Origin of the sequence: Paenibacillus sp. GCM10023250, from assembly GCF_042653205.1 — a bacterium.
Classification (GTDB): domain Bacteria; phylum Bacillota; class Bacilli; order Paenibacillales; family Paenibacillaceae; genus Paenibacillus_Z.
This window is the reverse complement of record NZ_JBHSHY010000008.1, coordinates 56771-73827: the sequence shown is the minus strand read 5'-3', so window position 1 is coordinate 73827 and position 17057 is coordinate 56771. Positions and strand designations below refer to the sequence as shown.

12 protein-coding genes are annotated in these 17057 nt (G+C 64.3%); 1 reads left to right on the top strand and 11 read right to left on the bottom strand.

The genetic code is table 11. The features are described 5' to 3' along the window. Nucleotides 1-191: 191 nt before the first annotated feature. The 11 genes from ACFPB1_RS09375 to fabF all read right to left on the bottom strand — a co-directional run bounded on the left by ACFPB1_RS09375 (nt 192) and on the right by fabF (nt 16019). On the bottom strand, nt 192-923 hold the full coding sequence (locus ACFPB1_RS09375) for a peptidylprolyl isomerase (RefSeq protein WP_379224376.1): 732 nt from the start codon (nt 921-923) through the stop codon (nt 192-194). A gap of 66 nt (nt 924-989) precedes the next feature. Then, the gene (locus ACFPB1_RS09370) at nt 990-3641 is read right to left on the bottom strand and encodes a PBP1A family penicillin-binding protein (RefSeq protein ID WP_379224374.1); all 2652 of its coding nucleotides are present in this window, start codon (nt 3639-3641) and stop codon (nt 990-992) included. A gap of 205 nt (nt 3642-3846) precedes the next feature. Then, the gene (gene hfq, locus ACFPB1_RS09365) at nt 3847-4086 is read right to left on the bottom strand and encodes an RNA chaperone Hfq (protein WP_090635997.1); all 240 of its coding nucleotides are present in this window, start codon (nt 4084-4086) and stop codon (nt 3847-3849) included. Further along, nucleotides 4083-5090, bottom strand: coding sequence for a tRNA (adenosine(37)-N6)-dimethylallyltransferase MiaA (gene miaA / locus ACFPB1_RS09360; RefSeq protein WP_379224371.1), 1008 nt, complete (start codon nt 5088-5090; stop codon nt 4083-4085). The genes hfq and miaA overlap by 4 nt, the downstream gene beginning before the upstream one ends. Further along, nucleotides 5087-5857, bottom strand: coding sequence for a class I SAM-dependent methyltransferase (locus ACFPB1_RS09355; RefSeq protein WP_379224369.1), 771 nt, complete (start codon nt 5855-5857; stop codon nt 5087-5089). Before ACFPB1_RS09355 ends, miaA begins: the two co-directional genes overlap by 4 nt. Further along, nucleotides 5854-8079: a DNA mismatch repair endonuclease MutL gene (gene mutL / locus ACFPB1_RS09350; protein WP_379224367.1), complete on the bottom strand. Its 2226-nt coding sequence runs from the start codon at nt 8077-8079 to the stop codon at nt 5854-5856. The genes ACFPB1_RS09355 and mutL overlap by 4 nt, the downstream gene beginning before the upstream one ends. Nucleotides 8080-8138: 59 nt before the next feature. Continuing rightward, complete coding sequence (gene mutS / locus ACFPB1_RS09345) at nt 8139-10970, bottom strand: DNA mismatch repair protein MutS (RefSeq protein WP_379224365.1); 2832 nt, start codon at nt 10968-10970, stop codon at nt 8139-8141. Between the two features lie 71 nt (nt 10971-11041). Further along, on the bottom strand, nt 11042-12493 hold the full coding sequence (locus ACFPB1_RS09340; protein ID WP_379224543.1) for a putative amidoligase domain-containing protein: 1452 nt from the start codon (nt 12491-12493) through the stop codon (nt 11042-11044). Between the two features lie 134 nt (nt 12494-12627). Further along, nucleotides 12628-13182 (bottom strand): outer spore coat protein CotE, encoded by a 555-nt coding sequence (locus tag ACFPB1_RS09335; RefSeq protein ID WP_379224362.1) that lies wholly within the window; start codon nt 13180-13182, stop codon nt 12628-12630. A gap of 470 nt (nt 13183-13652) precedes the next feature. After that, complete coding sequence (locus ACFPB1_RS09330) at nt 13653-14699, bottom strand: aromatic acid exporter family protein (protein ID WP_379224360.1); 1047 nt, start codon at nt 14697-14699, stop codon at nt 13653-13655. A gap of 72 nt (nt 14700-14771) precedes the next feature. Then, nucleotides 14772-16019, bottom strand: a complete 1248-nt coding sequence (gene fabF / locus ACFPB1_RS09325; RefSeq protein ID WP_379224358.1) for a beta-ketoacyl-ACP synthase II — start codon at nt 16017-16019, stop codon at nt 14772-14774. A 120-nt stretch (nt 16020-16139) separates the two neighbouring features. On the opposite strand from fabF, the gene ACFPB1_RS09320 reads away from it, so the two are divergent. Next, entirely contained in the window at nt 16140-17003 is an 864-nt protein-coding gene (locus ACFPB1_RS09320) for a helix-turn-helix transcriptional regulator (RefSeq protein ID WP_379224356.1), read from the top strand. The last annotated feature ends 54 nt before the right edge of the window (nt 17004-17057 follow it).

Below are 17057 nucleotides of genomic sequence, written 5' to 3'. Positions count from 1 at the left end.
CTGCAGCTAGATGCAAGTCACATCCCCAGAAAGATAAACAGAGCCCTTTCCATCGTAACCTCGGTATCTTTAAAAAAAGATTACCACAACTTAACGTCCATCTCCACTAACCCCGGAAAATAAACCAAGTCCCGCTTGTCCGCAAAACGAAAAAGAGAACGGCGCGCTGCCGTTCTCCCCCATGGCCAAGCTTATTTCTCCGAAATCGAAATCGATTGGATCGTGACGTCCTCCGTCGGCGCGCTCTCCTCGCCCGTTGCCGGATTCGAGGTCACCGGCGTCGCGGCAATCGCCTTCACGACGTCCATCCCCGAGGTGACTTTCCCGAAGATGGTGTAGTTCGGCATGCTGTTCAGGTTAACCGCGTCCGCGCCGGTGCAGATGAAGAACTGGCTTCCGCCGGAATTCGGCTGGCCGGTGTTCGCCATGGCGATGACGCCTTCCTCGTACTTGTAGCCCTTGTTCAGCTCGTCCGGGATCGTGTAGCCCGGGCCGCCGGCGCCGGTGCCGGTCGGATCGCCGCTTTGGATCATGAAGCTCTGGATGATACGATGAAACTTTACGCCGTCGTAAAACTTCTCTTTGGACAGGAACACGAAGTTGTTGACCGTCTCGGGCGCGTCCTTGGCGTACAGCTCGATCGTGAAATCGCCTTTGTTCGTGCTGAAGGTGGCGCTGTACGATTTGGACGGGTCGATTGCCATCTTCGGCTTCTCGGACCACTGCTTGGGTTGGCCGGTCTCGGCGTTCGAAGCGCCGTTATCGCCGCCGTTCGAACTGCCGCCGGCCGTCGTTTCAGTCTGCGTGCCTTGATTGGTTTGGTTATTGGCTGCCGTATCGTCGGGTTTGTTGCCGCATGCGGCTGCTACGAGCAGCATCGCGGACAGGACGACCGTAAGCGCCGTCCGATTCTTCATTGTCATCTTCGTCTTAACCTCCGCAATCGCATTCATTGTGTTCTGTTCGCGCTAACCGGTTCGTCGCCCGAATCAGTGCGTCGTCAGGAGCGGGACGTCCGCGCCGTTGCCGCCGTCCGTTCCGCCACCGGCCGGCGGAGCCGTCGTACCGTCGCCCGGGGTTTGATTGCCATTGACCGGCGTTTGGCCGCCGTTATCCGGGTTCTGACTGCCGTTACCCGGTGTCTGACCGCCGTTCGTCGGCAGACTGCCGTTGCCCGGCGTCTGACCGCCGTTCGTCGGCTGACCGCCGTTGCCTGGTGACTGTCCGCCGTTGCCCGGCGTTTGCCCGCCGTTACCCGGCGTCTGTCCGCCGTTGCCCGGTGACTGTCCACCGTTGTCCGGCGTTTGCCCGCCGTTATCCGGCGTCTCACCACCGTTGCCTGGGGTTTGGCCGCCGTTATCCGGCGTTTGGCCGCCATCGCCGTTATCCGGCTCGCCCGGCGGAAGCTCCGCGGCCGGTACGTCCACCGTCACGGCGGCCGAAGGCGTGCCTTCCATGTTCGTGGACGGATCGAACGCCGCCACGTAATATTCGTAGCTCAGGCCGGGCGCGATGGCCATGTCGTCCACGCCTGTCGCGGTGAGCGAATCCATCAGCCGCGAAAACTCCGCTTCGCCCGTCGCTTTGCGGTATATCCGGTACGTCATGCCTTGGCCTTCCACGGGCGACCATGCCAGCTGGACGGCGGCCTTCTGATCGTTGTAGACGGCGCTGAAGTTCGCGATGCCGACCGGCGGCTTCTCTTCGTGCTCCTCGGCGGGTTTCTTGAAGCTGCCTTTCGGCACGCCCTTCATCGCCTCGCGCATGACCTTGCCGAACATGGCGGCGGACTGCTCGCTGCTCTTCTTGATCATGTGATTCCTATCGGTTCGATCATACCCCATCCAGACGACGGCTGTCCATTCGGGCGTGTAGCCCGAGAACCAGGCGTCGCGGTTATAGCCGTTGCTGAGACCGGGAATCCCGTTCTGCGTCGTGCCCGTCTTGCCGGCGACCGGACGGTCGAGGCGGGCGTTCACGCCGGTGCCGCCTTTCTCGAGCACGGCCTGCAGGACATCCGTCATGTACTCAGCCGTGGCCGGCTTCATGACCTGCTCGGCGTTCGGCGCGTTGTACGTATAGATCGGTTCGTCTTCCTGATCAGTAATCTTGATCAGCGCGTGCGGGTCGACGCTCTTGCCGTCGTTGGCGAACGCGCTGTACGCCTTCGCCATTTGGAACGGCGTCACTCCGTACGTCAGGCCGCCGAGCCCGATGGCCAGGTTGCGGTCCTTCTCGGGGTCGAGCTCGAAACCGAGCTTCTTGGCGAAAGCCAGCCCTTTGCTGACGCCGATCTTGTTCAGCAGCCAGACGGCCGACGCGTTGCGCGATTCCTTGATGGATTGACGCATCGGGATCGGTCCGAGGTACTTCACTTTGTTGGAATCGGACGGGCAGTATGAGCCATAGCAGGTCTTCACGTCCTGCAGCGTCGACCATGGGAACCAGTCGCCCGTCTCGATGGCGGGGCCGTAGACCGTGATCGGCTTGAACGACGAGCCGGGCTGACGGGGCACCAGCACCCGGTTCAAGCCCTTGTTGACGTAATCGCGCCCGCCGACGAGGCCTTGGATCTCACCGTTCCGGTGGTCCACGATGATCATCGCGGCCTGTTCCTTCTGCTCGTCGACGCTCTTCTCGAAGTTGTTGTCGTCCTCGAATTCCTTCTCCATGGCCGACTGTGCCTGCGTGTTCAAGGTCGTGTAAATCTTGTAGCCCTTGATGCGCAGTTCTTCCTCCGTAATGCCGCCGACGTTCTCAGCCTCGGCGATGACATAGTCGATAAACGCTTGATAGGTCGCGGAATCATCCGATTTGTCACGTTGTACCGGCTTGTAGTCGACGGCCTTGGCTTCTTCCATCTCGGCCTGGGTGATGTAGCCCTGGTCCGCCATGAGCGACAGCACGACGGCGCGGCGCTCCTTCGAATTGTCCGGGTTGTTGATCGGGTTATACGTCGACGGCGCCTTCGGAATGGCCGCGAGCGTCGCGATCTGCCACAGCTTCAGGTCCTTCACGTCGGCGTTGAAATAGGTTCGCGCCGCGGCCTGCACCCCGTACGCGCCTTTGCCGAAATAGATCCGGTTCAGGTACATCGTGATGATTTCGTCCTTCGTCATCTTGTGCTCGATCGCGACGGCGATGGACGCCTCCGTCGCTTTCCGGAAGAACGTTTTGTCCTGGGTCAGAAACAGGTTCTTCGCCAGCTGCTGTGTGATCGTGCTTCCGCCTTCGACGGCGCTGCGCGCGACGACGTCCTTCACGAGCGCGCGTCCGATCGACCACAGATCGATGCCGGAATGCTTCTCGAAGCGCTGGTCCTCCGTGGCGATGACGGCGTCGAGCATCAGCTCCGGAATCTCGTTGAAATCCACGTTCTCGCGGTTGGCGCCGAGCTTGATGATTTCCTTGCCGGCGTTGTCGTAGATCGTCGACGCTTCCGGCAGTTCGAATTTATCTTGATTGTCGGCGAGGATGCGTTCCCCATTCAATATGATGAGCATATACCCGATGATGCCGCATACGACGGCGATGGCCGCCGTGAAAAACAGCCAGACGGCAAGCTTGCGCCGGTTGCGCTTCTTTCTCGGTTTCGCCTTTTTCTCGGTCTTGCCTTTCCTGCTTCGCGGTCCTTCTGCCATAAGCTGAGATCCCCTCCAATTCGAAAGCCTTGTCTCTCTAGTTATGCCCTATATGCATAAACAAACGGCAACGACCGCCCCGAAACGGGCATTTCCGCGCAAACGGAAAAGCAGCCCCGCACGGATGCAAGGCTGCTCTATCGTGCCGATATCCAATTAAACGATGCATGTCGCGAAAAGGTTTCAAACATGCCCGAAGAGTGGCTTAGGCTTCGTTGTCCTGAACCTGCATGAGCGAGACGTTGCGCTGCGGGGTAAACGTCGAAATCGCGTGCTTGTACACCATTTGTTGGCGGCCTTCGCTGTCAATGACGATCGTGAAGTTGTCGAATGCTTTGATGACACCGCGGATCTGGAAACCGTTCGTCAGATACACGGTTACCGGCACGCTGTCTTTGCGAAGTTGATTCAGGAACGTGTCCTGAATGTTGATAGATTTGTTCATTGCGCGTTACCCCCATCGTCAAAAGGTTGATTAACAGTATATTCGGGTTCCATCCTAAACTTTCCTGCTATTATAGCATGAATCGTTTGCAAATTCTTGTTAAAATTTTCACCGGCATCAATCCAATTAATGTCAGGCATATGCCTGAACCAGGACAGCTGCCGCTTGGCGAAATGCCGCGTGTCGCGCTTCAGCAGCTCGACCGCCGCCTCCAGCGTGATGTGCCCCTGCAGGTAGGGCACGATTTCTTTATACCCTAGGCCGTGCATGGAGACGGCGTCGGCCGGCACGCCTCGCTCGAGCAGCCCGCGAACCTCGTCGACCAGTCCTTCCGCGAGCATCAGCTCCACCCGTTCGTTGATCCGGGCATACAGCTCCGCCCGGTCCATCGTCAAACCGATGATACAGAGTTCGAAGGTCGACGTCTTTTTCTGTCCCGCCTGCTGCTCGGAGAAGGTCGTGCCCGTCAGATGATGGACTTCCAGGGCGCGGATGACGCGCCGCCGGTCGTTCGGATGCAGCCGTTCGGCGGCCTGCGGATCGACGGCGCGCAGCTTGGCATGCAGCGCCTCGGCGCCATACTTCAGCGCGAATTGCGCCATCTCCTCGCGGAACGCGTCGTCGGAGCCGACGTCGGCGAAGCCGTAGCCGTACGCGACGGATTCCACGTACAGGCCTGTCCCGCCGACGATGAACGGCAGCTTGCCGCGGCTTTGGATCTCCGGGATCAAGACCGCGCAGCGCTCCTGAAACTCCGCCACGGAGAACGGGTGCGCCGGGTCGCAAATGTCGATCATATGGTGCGGGGTGCCCTCCCGCTCTTCCGGCTTGATTTTGGCCGTGCCGATATCCATGCCCCGGTACACTTGTATGGAATCGCCCGAGATGATTTCCGCGTTCCACGCTTTGGCGATGTCGAGGCTGAGGCGCGTCTTGCCGACAGCGGTCGGTCCGATCAGCGCGAGCAGCTTCGGTTTCGCGGATGGTTCGGTTGCTGAATTCATATCGGGATGATCACTCCGTAAGCGATTTTGTTGCGGTGCCGGCATTCGAAGCCGAGCCGTTCGAACTCGCCGCTCTCCGCATGCTCCTTGAGCGCGACGCATTTGCGGGCGACGCGCAGCGCCTCCCGGACCGATTCTTCGCCGAGCGCCCCGCCGTTCGCCAGCGCCCGCAGCGGCGAAAGCGCCGAAGAATCGTGCACTGGCTGGCGGAACATCGGGTCGAAATAAACGATGTCGACACTCTTGTCGGGCAAGGTCTTCAAATAGGCCAGATGGTCGGTCAACCGCATCGCGATCCGGCGCAGCGCCTCGTTCACATCCTCGTGCTGCGTCCGGTACGTACGCAGCCCCTCGCGGACGACCGTGTACAGCACCCGCTCGCTCTCGAGCGCGGTCACTGCCCCTTCCGGGCCGACGGCGTAGGCGAACACGATCGAATCGGAGCCGAGTCCGGCGGTGCAGTCGACGACCGTATCGCCGGGCTCGCAGCCCGTGACCGCGATCAGCGGGTCCCCCTCGCCCTTGCGCATCCGCTTGACGCGGACGTACGCCATGCTGGGATGAAAATAAAGGGGGTCTTCCGAGTTCTCATAATAGCGCAGTCCGCGGTCGTCTGCAACAAGCAGGCGGTCGTCCTCGTACTTGGCCTTCAGCAGCAGGAGCGAATCCTGCTTCCGGGGAACGAACCTGGCTCCGAGCTCTTCCGCGAGGCTGCGCGCGTATTCGGTCTGCTCGGGCGCGGGCTTCTGCGGCGTCGTGACGATCATGACATCACCCGCTTGAACATCTTCTCTAGCTGGTACGTCGTCATATGGACGACGATCGGCCGGCCGTGGGGGCAAGTGTACGGCTGCGCGCACGCCGCGAGCCGGCGCAGCAGCCCCTCGCCTTCCTCGCGGGTCAGCCGGTCGTTCGCCTTGATCGACGCCTTGCACGAGCACATGATCGCCGACTTCTCGCGCAGCTTGCCGATGTCGACGGCACCGCGCTCCTGCAGCAGCCAGTCCGCCATCTCCTCGATGACGTCCCCTTCCTCGCCGGCCGGCAGCCATTCCGGATAGGCACGGACGAGGAACGTATTGGCGCCGAACGGCTCCAGCTCCACGCCCGCTTCCCGCAGCATCGGCAGCTTCGCCTGCAGGGACGCCGCCTCCGCCGCCGTGAATTCCAGCGTGAGCGGCACGAGCAGCTGCTGGCTCGGCTGCTCAGGGCGGCCGAATTTATCCAAATAATATTCGTAGTTGATGCGTTCGTGCGCCGCGTGCTGATCGATCAGGAACAGCCCTTCCTCGTTCTGCGCGACGATATACGTGCCATGCAGCTGGCCGATCCAGTACAGCTCCGGAAACGCCGGGGCTGCTGGAACCGCAGGCCGCTCCGGATTGGGGTCGGCGGACGATGCAGCAGCCGCGGACGGAGATGCGGACGGAACGTCCGCGCCGTCCGCTTCCGCGGCGTCCAGCCGCTCAGGGCCGCCCGGAGCCGGCGCGGCGTACTCGCGGCTGTCCGGCGCTTGCGGCGCTTCCGGCCGCAGGCGCCCGGCCTCGCGCGGCGTCTCCGCCGGAGCCGGCGCGGCATAGCCGCCGGTCTGCTGCTCCGCCGCGCGCCAAGGCTCCCGCCCGCCGGGCGGCGCGTACAGCCGTTCCGTCGCGTCGCGCGGAACGGCCGGCTTGTCGCCGGCGAAGCGGGGCGCGGCCGCTTGGCTCCGCACGGGCGCGGCGCTCCACGGCGCCTCCGCCGGGACGGCGCCGAATGAGCGCTCCGCCTTGTCGAGCGCGGCCGCGATCTCCGCCGCTGCGGGGGGCCGGCCAAACGGCGACGGCGCGGGGCCGGACAAACCGAGGTCGCGCCGAATGCCCGTTTCCTCGCGAAGCAGCTGCTTCGCAGCGTTCAGCTCCGCCTCGGTCCCGGCCGGCGGCTCCGGCTGATGGAATGAGATCCGGTCCTGCACGAAGACCGGCTTCGACCGTTCGGCCGGTTCCGCGGGACCGGGAATATGGCGCTGCTTGCCGAGCGCGCGCCGGATCGCGTCCTCGAGGAATTCCCGGAGCTCCGCTTCCTTGCTGAACCGGACCTCCATCTTGGACGGATGCACGTTCACGTCCAGCAGCGACGGATGCATGCCAAGCTCCAGCACCGCGAGCGGGAACCGGTTGATCGGCAGCAGCGTATGGTACGCCTGCATCATCGCTTGGTTCAGCACGAAGCTCTTGATATAGCGCCCGTTCACGACGATCGTGATGCCGTTGCGATTCGAGCGCGTCTGCTCGGGCTTGGAGATGACGCCGCGCAGCTCATAGTCGGGATGGTCGCCCTCCACGGGCAGCATCGCCTTGGCGGTCGCCGTGCCGTAGATGGCCGCGAACGTCTGCAGCCGGTCGCCGCTGCCGAGCGTGCGCAGCAGCGTGCTGCCGTTATGCTTCAGCGTGAAGGCGATGCCGGGATGCGCCAGCGCCAGACGGTTCACGTAATCGGCGATGTGGCCGATCTCGGTCTGGATCGATTTCATGTATTTCAGCCGGGCCGGCGTATTGTAAAACAGCTCGCGCACGCTGATATCGGTGCCCTGCGGCGCGTTCGCCGCTTCGTTCGCCGCGATGGCGCCGCCTTCGATGACGAGCCGGCGGCCGAGGCCGCCGGCGTCCGGGGCGGAGACGCACTCCACCTTCGCGACGGCCGCGATACTCGGGAGCGCCTCGCCGCGAAAACCGAGGCTGGCGATGCGGAACAGGTCCTTGCCGGACGAAATCTTGCTCGTCGCATGGCGGTAGAACGCCGTCTCGATGTCGTCGCCGTCGATGCCGGAGCCGTTGTCCGTCACCCGAATCAGCGACAGGCCGCCTTCCTCGACGGCGATGTCGATCGTCGAGCTGCCGGCGTCAATGGCGTTCTCGACCAGCTCCTTCACGACGGAGGAAGGCCGTTCCACGACCTCGCCCGCGGCGATCTGGTTCGCCAGCTGCTCGTCCAATATGCGGATTTTGCTCATGCCGCCGTACCTCCTTGCTTGGTTATCGTCACCGCGCCTAGCTTCTTCGAAGCCGAGCGCTAGTCGTTCAGTTTCAGCTTCATGTCGTTCAGCCACTGCATCGCCTGCATCGGCGTCATGTTGAACAGGTCGAGCTTGCGCAGCTGGTCGGCCAGATGCTCGGCGCGCGGACTGCCTCGGCGCGCCTTGCCGGAATCGGCCGAAGCGGCCGCGACGGGCGCGGGCTCCTCGAAGATCGAGAGCTGCACGACGGCGCCCGCCGGCGCGGCGGATTCATCCGCCTCAGCCGCGGGTTCGTCCGCCGTCTCCTGCGCGGGAGCCGCGTAGGACGCGGCCGACTCGGCGGCAGCGGCCCAATCGGCGAACCCGCCGGCAAGCGCAGCCGCCTGCCGCCGCTCCGCGCCTTCGTCCGGCGCCTTGGCCGGCGCGGATCGCGCGGGGCCAGGACCGCGGCCCGCCGCTGCGCCGTTATACAGCCCTTCGGCCGCGGCGGACGCGGATTCGCGCGCCTCGTGCAGGTCGAGCAGCGTGTACGCCCGCTCGATAATGCTGCCCGGCAGCCCCGCGAGCTGCGCGCAATAGATGCCGTAGCTGCTGCCCGCCGCTCCCGGCACCAGCTTCCGGAGGAACGTGACGTTGTCGCCCGTTTCCTGCACGGCCATGCAGGCGTTCGCCAGATGCGGCAGCGTGTCCTCGAGATGCGCCAACTCGTGGAAATGCGTCGAGACGAGCGCCTTGCAGCCGACCTCGTGGTGCACGAACTCGATGACCGCCTGCGCGATCGCCATGCCTTCGCCCGTGGACGTCCCCCGTCCGAGCTCGTCGATGATGACGAGGCTTCGGGCCGTCGCTTTTTCCGTCATCGTCTGGATGTCCTTCATCTCGACCATGAACGTACTCTGCCCGCCGATCAGGTCGTCGGCCGCGCCGATACGCGTGAAGATCCGGTCAATGATCGGCACCTCCGCCTGCTTCGCGGGCACGAAGCTGCCGATCTGCGCCATGATGCCGATGAGCGCCACCTGGCGCATGTACGTGCTTTTGCCGGCCATGTTCGGCCCGGTGATGAGCAGCATGGACGCGCCGCCTCGCGCGAGCTTCGTCTCGTTCGCGATGAACGCCGCCCCCTCCATGACCGCTTCCACGACGGGATGGCGGCCCTCGGCGACGACGAAGTCATAGCGCTCCGTCACGTTCGGCTTCACGTAGCGCTGCTCGGCGCCGACCGTGGCGAACGACTGGAAGACGTCGAGCGCGGCGATCGTCTCGGCCAGCTTCTGCAGGCGATGCAGATGCGCGGTCAAATGATCGCGCAGCTCGACGAACTTGGCGTACTCGAGATCAACCATCTTCTCTTCCGCTTCGAGGATGAGCGTCTCCTTCGCCTTCAGTTCCGGCGTCACGTACCGCTCCGCGTTCGTCAGCGTCTGCTTGCGCTCGTACCGGCCTTCCGGCAGGCTGCCGATGTTCGCCTTGGATACCTCCAGGTAATACCCGAACACTTTGTTGTAGCCGATCTTCAGCGACTTGATGCCGGTCGCCTCGCGCTCCTTGCGCTCCAGCTCGGCCAGCCACTTCTTGCCGTTCACGCTCGCTTCCCGCAGCTCGTCGAGGTAGGCGTCGTAGCCCGCCCGGATCAAGCCGCCCTCGCGCACGGATACGGGAGGCTCGTCCACGATGACCGTCCCGATCATCGCGGCGAGGTCCGCGCAATCGTCCGCGCCGGCCGTCAGCTTGCGCAGCGTCGCCGAATCCGATTCCGCGCACAGCGCAACCAGCGGCGGCACGTGCTGCAGGGATGTCTTGAGCGCGTTCAGGTCGCGCCCGTTCGCGCTGCCATAAGCGACGCGGCCGACGAGCCGCTCCAAGTCGTAGATCTCGTTCAGCTCCCGCCGCAGCTCGTCGCGCAAAATAAAGTTCAGGTACAGCTTCTCCACTGCTTCCAGCCGCTCGTCGATCAGCGCCTTCGACAGCAGCGGCTTATCGATCCAGCGACGCAGCAGCCGCGCGCCCATGGACGTACGCGTGCGATCGAGCAGCCAGAGGAGCGAGCCCTTCTTGCTGCGGTCGCGCACCGTCTCCGTCAGCTCCAGGTTGCGCCGCGTGAACGGGTCCAAAATCATGAATTGGTTCGGCTCGTACTCCGAGATACGGCGAACGTGGGCGAGCGAGCGCTTCTGCGTCTCGTCGAGGTAGCCTGTGAGCAGGCTGACCGCACGGCGCCGCGCGGGCTTCAGCGCCTCGAGCTCCAGCTGGCCGAACTGTTCGCGGAGCGGCTCGTCCGCCATCGGTTCCCGGTCCGTGAACAGGACGGGCCGGTTCCAGCCCGCCGCCGCCGCGCGCAGCCGTTCGAGCACGGCCGCGTCGCCGACGATCTCGGAAGGGTGGTAGACGTTGATCTCGTCGATCAGCGATTCCGCCGCCGCGGAGAAGGACGTCACGTACAGCTCGCCCGTCGTCAGGTCGCAGGCCGCGACGCCGCAGACTCCGCCCGCTTCCGAGACGGACACGATGAAATTGTTCGCCTTCTCGGCCAGCGACTTCGTCTCCATGACGGTGCCGGGCGTGACGACGCGGATGATTTCGCGGCGGACGACGCCTTTGGCCGCGGACGGGTCCTCGACCTGCTCGCAGATCGCCACCTTGAAGCCTTTCTCGATCAGTCTCGCTATGTATCCTTCCGCGGAATGGTAGGGCACGCCGCACATCGGAATCTTCTTGTCGGCGCCGCCCTCGCGGCCGGTCAACGTAATTTCGAGCTCGCGCGACGCGGTGATCGCGTCGTCGAAAAACATTTCATAGAAATCGCCGAGGCGGAAAAAAAGAATCGCGTCCCGGGCGTTCTCCTTGATCGCCAAATATTGCTGTATCATGGGGGTGTAGCCGGTCATGGGGCCCCTCCTACAATCGAATATGTCGTGCATTCAACACCAGGTCTCCATTATAGCAGAAAAGCGCCCCCTCATGGAGCGCTTGCGAGCGGCGCCGAAGCGACGCGCCATTTGTCGCGGATATCGGCCGCAGCGTCCCACGTGCGGCCGGAATGGATCGCGCCTAGCAGCGGCTCGATCCATCTGCCGAGCTCCGCGTACGACGGCGTCGCCCGCATCGACGCGGCGAGCCGCTCCAGACAGCCGGCGAGCGCGCGGCGATCGCCGGCGTAGTAGGCCGCGACGTAGCGCTCCTCCTCTGCCGGCACGTAGGACAGCGCAGCGGTTTCCCGGGCGCACAGCAACGCCAGCGCGAACGCGGCCTTCGCCGCGAGCGGGGAGACGAGCCAGCTCGGCGGCGTCCGGTATTCGAACCCGCCGTGCGGCTGCAGCCGGAAATCGCCGAGGGCGCCGTAACGTGGCCGCCGCGCCTGCTCCGCGGGCGATTCGACCATCGCGAGCGGGAACGCGACGCAGCTGTCGAGCTGGCGCAGCAGCCGGCCAGTCAGCGGCACGCCGCTCAAATGCAGATGGCCGCCGAGCGAGAACCCGGCGGCCGGCATGCCCCCGGCCGCCCAGCGCAGCGGCGGCCGGTCCGGGATGCGCCGCGCGGCCTGGCGCAGCAGCCGCCGCACGTTGCGCGCCAGGCCTTCCGGCGTCGGCGACGGCGCGGGCCGCAGCTCGGCGACGGGGTAGCGGACCTCGCCGCCGACGACGACCGCGTCGCAGCCTGCCCCGTGGCCGTCCGACAAGTACCGGGCGGCCGACACGACCTTGCCGGCAGCCGACAGCAGCAGGAACTCGGGATCGGCGCCGAGCAAGATCGGCACCGATCCTCCGGCGGCGCCCGCATCCGCCGCGGCGGCGAGCTCCCGCGCGAGCCCGGCCGCCGCGTCCTGCCAGACGCCGCGGGCGTACTCGCCGCCGGCCGGCAGCCGGATGCCGGTCACGAAGCAAGCGCCTTCGCCGTCATCGGCCAGCTCGACGATGCCGTTGTCGAGCCCGCACGCGTAAAGCGCGCGCGTCGCGAGCCGCGCGAGCGGCCGGTAACGGGCGTCCTGCTCGGAGAGCGGCCGCTCGGACGTATCCCGGATCCCCGGCACAGCGCCGGGAAGAGCTCGTCCCGCCTCCCGCTGCGGCACGACCGCCGCCGGCCGATGCGATGCTACCGCGATCGGCCGCAATTGAAACAGCGACACCGCGTACGTCCGCGCCGCGCCTAATTCGCCGTCCGTTTCCCGCGCGGCCGTCCCCGAGCGCCGCAGCCGGCGGCGAATCTCTTCGGTGCTCCAGTCCGCGAACGCCGGCGCGCCCGCGTTCAGAACGAGCGTCCCCCGTCCATGGCCTTCGGCCGGTTCCGTCCGGCCGGACGCGCCCGCTTCGACGATGACGGCGTCGTACTCGTCCGGAATTCCCGCGTCCCCGCCCGGCCCGCGCAGGCCCGCGCATGCGCGGTATCCGGTTCCGTTCCACAGCCACACCATCCCCGCCACTCGTCCACGCTCCGCTTCCGTTTTCCCGGCGCCAGCCGCGATTTTTTGGAAAAAAAAGAGGGCTCTCGCCCTCGAATCTTTCCCTGCCCGCGCATACGATACAGCAGACCTGTAACCCGCGAAAATTACAGTTCGTCGTCGAGCAGTTCCGGATCCAGATCTTCGAAATCCCCGTCGTCCCCGAACTCGAACTCCTTGCCGTCCTCGGAACCGCCCGGCAGCGTCGCGACCCAAATCTTCGTCTCGGCCACCAGCTCGACCGCGAATTCGCGCTCCACGCGAATCACGACGCCGGCGCCGCTCGAGGAGATGTTGGCTTCGATGCAATTTGGCTCCTGCGTCGATTCCGCCGACACTTCCTCGGTCGAAGCCCGGTGCTTCGGATCGAGGTAAGAGAGCGGCACGTGCTCGACGTAAGAGAGCGTTTCTTTGGCAACGTCGGTTTGCGAGTTTTTGTTGTAAGAATACCAAATGTTGATATCGTAAGTACCGATAACCTCGATCCCGTCTCCGGAACGAACCGCCTCGTATTGGTGATTAATGATCCAAGCGCCCAGGATGCTCGTGGGGTGGTTAGGCGGCGTAACGTTGTGGGTTACTGTGGAAAACTTACGACCTTTCCCGCAGACAGCTTTGGTAATAATCTCTCTAGCCTTAAGCTGTTTATCTGCATAAGCCATCGATTTAACCTCCTCCATACAATCATTCAATTAAAGTGTATGCAGGACATAGGCGTTTGTTGATTAATACGAAGAAGAACAAACAGATATTGTTGTACAACTGCCGGAGCTCTCGCGGGAGGGCACCAGCCTGGCGCGTCTGGTATGGAGGTACAGCAGCTTCGGTCGGCAAGCGGTCGTAACCTGGCTGACGTGATCGGCGGCTTCATTCCGGACTATGAAGACGAAACGGCGGTCGTTCGCGAACCGCCGTTTTCGTTGTTCGCCTGGTATCATTATATGGGCGGACGCCCGTTTCCATGACTATCGAAGCATTCGTTGACGTTAAAATAACGGGATCGGCGTCACTGCGGCCGCACGGGAGGAACGTCCCGCCGGCAGCGTCCCGGTCGCCTGGCCGCTCGCGGCCGCCTACATAAATAGAAATGCGCGGCGGTCCCGTTGGACCGCCGCGCTTAGGCGTTCGCAGGTTACTTTCGGGAATCCGTCCCTTCTTCCGAAGCGGCCGACACCGCGGCCGTGGCTCGGGCTTCCCCGGGCAATTCTTCAGGGCTGCTCTTGCGGCGCTTCAGCCGCTTGGCGATGTTCAAGTACCGTTTCAACTCCTGCAGCAGCAAGAAGAGCGCGGCCCTCATCTCGAATTCCTCGCGGGTAGCCGGCAGCGCCATCGTTTTGAACCGGCCCTCCAGCAGCCGGATCCGCTCCTCCACGCCGCCTTCGTAGACGGCCGACTTCACGTCGCCGGACAGCAGCTCGAACAGCTCCGCGGCAAGCTCGCCCTGCGGCAGCGACGCGTACACGAACGACAGGTGCGACAGCATCTGCCCGATCGTCTCCAGCTGCTGCTGGCGCATCGCGAAATAGCGGGTCCAATACCGCCCCTCCTCGCCCGAGCGGCCTTGCGCCCATATCCGGTTCTCGCGGTTGCGCTCCGCCCGGCGGATGCCTTCTTCGATCGCACGTCCCGCTTCCAGCAGCTCCTTGCCGTCCCAGACGTACGACGGCGTCCGCAGCGTGCGGGCCATCGAGCGGAAGATGACGGCGAAGCTCTCCTCCGCGTCATGCCGCAGCTCCCGCAGCTTGTCGTCGTCCTTCGGCATGTAGACGAGGTTGATGACCGTCGCCCAGCCGAGTCCCGCGAGCAGCAGCAGCAATTCATTGACCATGAGCGGGACGGTCACCTCCTCGCGCGCGTAGACGTGGAAGACGATGACGGCGCTCGTGGCGATGCCGTCCTTCAGCCCGGCCCGGGATAGGATCGGAAAGGCCAGCAGGATAAAGAACGAGATCGTCCATAGATGAAAGCCGAGCGTCAAAAACAGGAACGATGCGAAAAAAAGACCCACCGCGGACGCCGCCAGCCGGACGAAAGCGCTCTTCAGCCCCCGCTGGCGGGTCACTTCGACGCCGAGAATGGCGAGCAGTCCGGCGGACAACGCCGGATTCAAGCCCAGATAGCTGGCGGTATACAAGGCGCCGAGCGCGGCGACCGCGGTCTTGATGACTCGAATTCCCATAGCGCGTGCTCCCCCGCGTAAAAAGCCGTGGGCATCATCGCCACGGCTTCGTAATGTCTACTATGGTACCCTTCACGCCCGAGCCGCGTCAACCGCCTTCAGGACAATGACGGCATTATGGCCGCCGAAGCCGAAAGAATTGCTGACCCCGACGTTCAGCTTCGCCACTCTCGCCGTGTTCGGCACGTAGTCGAGATCGCATTCGGGATCGGCCTCGTCCAGATTGATCGTCGGCGGAATGATTCCGTCCTGCAGGCTCTTCGCGAGCGCGATCGCCTGCGCGCCTCCGGCCGCGCCCAGCATGTGGCCGGTCATCGACTTCACCGCCGTCACCGGAACGCCGTATGCCTTGTCGCCGAACAGCCGCTTGATCGCCCGCGTCTCCGACAGGTCGCCGATTTCCGTGCTGGTGGCGTGGGCGAAGACGACGTCCGCCTGCTCCGGCGCGATATCCGCCTCCTTGAGGGCGGCCTTCATCGCCAAGTAAGGCCCGTAGCCCTCCGGATGCGTCGCGACCATATGGTACGCGTCGGAGCTGGCGCCGTAACCGACGACTTCCGCGTACGGGCGCGCGCCGCGCTTCTTGGCGTGCGATTCCGACTCCAGCACGACGATGCCAGCTCCCTCGGCCATGACGAACCCGTCCCGGCCCTTGTCGAACGGGCGGCTGGCCTTAGCCGGCTCGGCGTTGCGGCCGGACAACGCCGTCGCGTTGCCGAAGCTCGCGAGCGAGATTTCGGTCACCGCTGCTTCCGAGCCGCCGGCGATGACGATATCGGCATAGCCGCCGCGGATCAGGCGGTACGCTTCGCCGATCGAGGTATTGCCGATGGAGCACGCCGTTACCGGCGCCATTGTCGGGCCGTGAAGCCCGTAGCGGATGCTGATCATCGCCGCGGCCATGTTGGCGATCATCATCGGGACGAGCGTCGGGCTGACGCGATCCGGTCCGCGCTCCCGGAGCACGCCGTCCTGCGCCAGCAGCGTCTCGAGGCCGCCGATGCCGGAGCCGACGTATACGCCGATTCGTTCGGCGTCGATGTCCGCCCCTTCCAGCCCGGCGTCGCGCCACGCCTGATCCGCGGCCGCCAGCGCGAATTGGCAGAAGCGGTCCATCCGCCGCGCTTCCTTCCGGCCGAACAGCGCTTCGGCGTCGAAGTCGCGGACGAGTCCCGCGATGCGCGTCTTATGCCCCGAGACGTCGAAGCGGTCGATCGGCCCGATGCCGGACGCGCCCCGCTTGAGCGCTTCCCAATAGGCGTTCACATCGTTGCCGAGCGGCGACACGATGCCCATGCCCGTGATATATACTTTCTCCATTGCTCTCTTCCTCCTTGATAGGCTGCCTTGTGGTGCTATGTTGACATATATGCTATCCTATTACAAGTTGTCGTTTATGCTAGTATAACCACTACTATATTAACCAAAGGAGTGCCCTGCATGAACCAGCCCACGAGATTGAAGGCGCTCTCGAGCTTCCTGACGGCGCAGCGGGCCAAATTGACGCCGCAGGATGCCGGCTTGCCCGCCGGCACGCGCCGCAGAACGCCGGGGCTTCGCCGCGAAGAAGTTGCCCAGCTCGCCGGCGTAAGCCCGACCTGGTATACCTGGCTGGAGCAGGGACGCGACATCAAGGTGTCGGCGTCCGTGCTGGAGGCCGTCGCCTCCGCGCTTCGGCTCAATACCGACGAGCGCAAGTACCTGTTCTCCCTCGCGTTGGAGCTGCCCGCCGCCGGCTCTGCGGCCAAGCGCGAGGAGACGGCCCGCATCGGCCCGCCGCTCCGCCGCATCCTCGACGAGCTGCAGGCTTGCCCGACGATCGTCTCCGACCGGCACTGCCATATCGTCGGCTGGAACGAGGCGGCGTCCCACGTGTTCATGGACTTCGAGCGCATCCCGGAGGCGAGGCGCAACATGATCGCGCTGCTGTTCGAACGCAAGGAATTCCGCCGGCTCGCCGGCAACTGGGAGCATTTCATCAGCGGCTACCTGGCGATCTTCCGCGCCTATTACGGACAGTACGTCGACGACGACTGGTACGACGCCTTCCTCCGCGACATGACCGCGACATACCCCGATTTCCAGCCGCTGTGGGAACAAAGCCGCGTGAGCGCGGCGCCGGAGGTACTGGTGGAATTCCGGCACGCCAAAGCGGGCAAGATGCTGTTCCACCTCACGTCGCTGCAGCTGCAGGGCGATACCGATCTGCGCGTCAGCATCTATACGCCGGATCCAGACTCCCCGACCGAGACGAAGCTCCGGCAGCTCATGGCCAAGGAGCGGCGGAGCGACTCCCTGCATTAAAAAAGAAGGCCGTTTTCGCGCGGGGCGAAAGCGGCCTTCTTCGTATCTTCATTT

Coding starts and splice junctions, on each gene's coding strand:
- fabF (WP_379224358.1), bottom strand. CDS start 16,019: ATGGAGAAAGTATATATCACGGGCATGGGCATCGTGTCGCCGCTCGGC.
- hfq (WP_090635997.1), bottom strand. CDS start 4,086: ATGAACAAATCTATCAACATTCAGGACACGTTCCTGAATCAACTTCGC.
- mutS (WP_379224365.1), bottom strand. CDS start 10,970: ATGACCGGCTACACCCCCATGATACAGCAATATTTGGCGATCAAGGAG.
- miaA (WP_379224371.1), bottom strand. CDS start 5,090: ATGAATTCAGCAACCGAACCATCCGCGAAACCGAAGCTGCTCGCGCTG.
- ACFPB1_RS09355 (WP_379224369.1), bottom strand. CDS start 5,857: ATGATCGTCACGACGCCGCAGAAGCCCGCGCCCGAGCAGACCGAATAC.
- ACFPB1_RS09340 (WP_379224543.1), bottom strand. CDS start 12,493: ATGGTGTGGCTGTGGAACGGAACCGGATACCGCGCATGCGCGGGCCTG.
- ACFPB1_RS09370 (WP_379224374.1), bottom strand. CDS start 3,641: ATGGCAGAAGGACCGCGAAGCAGGAAAGGCAAGACCGAGAAAAAGGCG.
- mutL (WP_379224367.1), bottom strand. CDS start 8,079: ATGAGCAAAATCCGCATATTGGACGAGCAGCTGGCGAACCAGATCGCC.
- ACFPB1_RS09320 (WP_379224356.1), top strand. CDS start 16,140: ATGAACCAGCCCACGAGATTGAAGGCGCTCTCGAGCTTCCTGACGGCG.
- ACFPB1_RS09375 (WP_379224376.1), bottom strand. CDS start 923: ATGACAATGAAGAATCGGACGGCGCTTACGGTCGTCCTGTCCGCGATG.
- ACFPB1_RS09335 (WP_379224362.1), bottom strand. CDS start 13,182: ATGGCTTATGCAGATAAACAGCTTAAGGCTAGAGAGATTATTACCAAA.
- ACFPB1_RS09330 (WP_379224360.1), bottom strand. CDS start 14,699: ATGGGAATTCGAGTCATCAAGACCGCGGTCGCCGCGCTCGGCGCCTTG.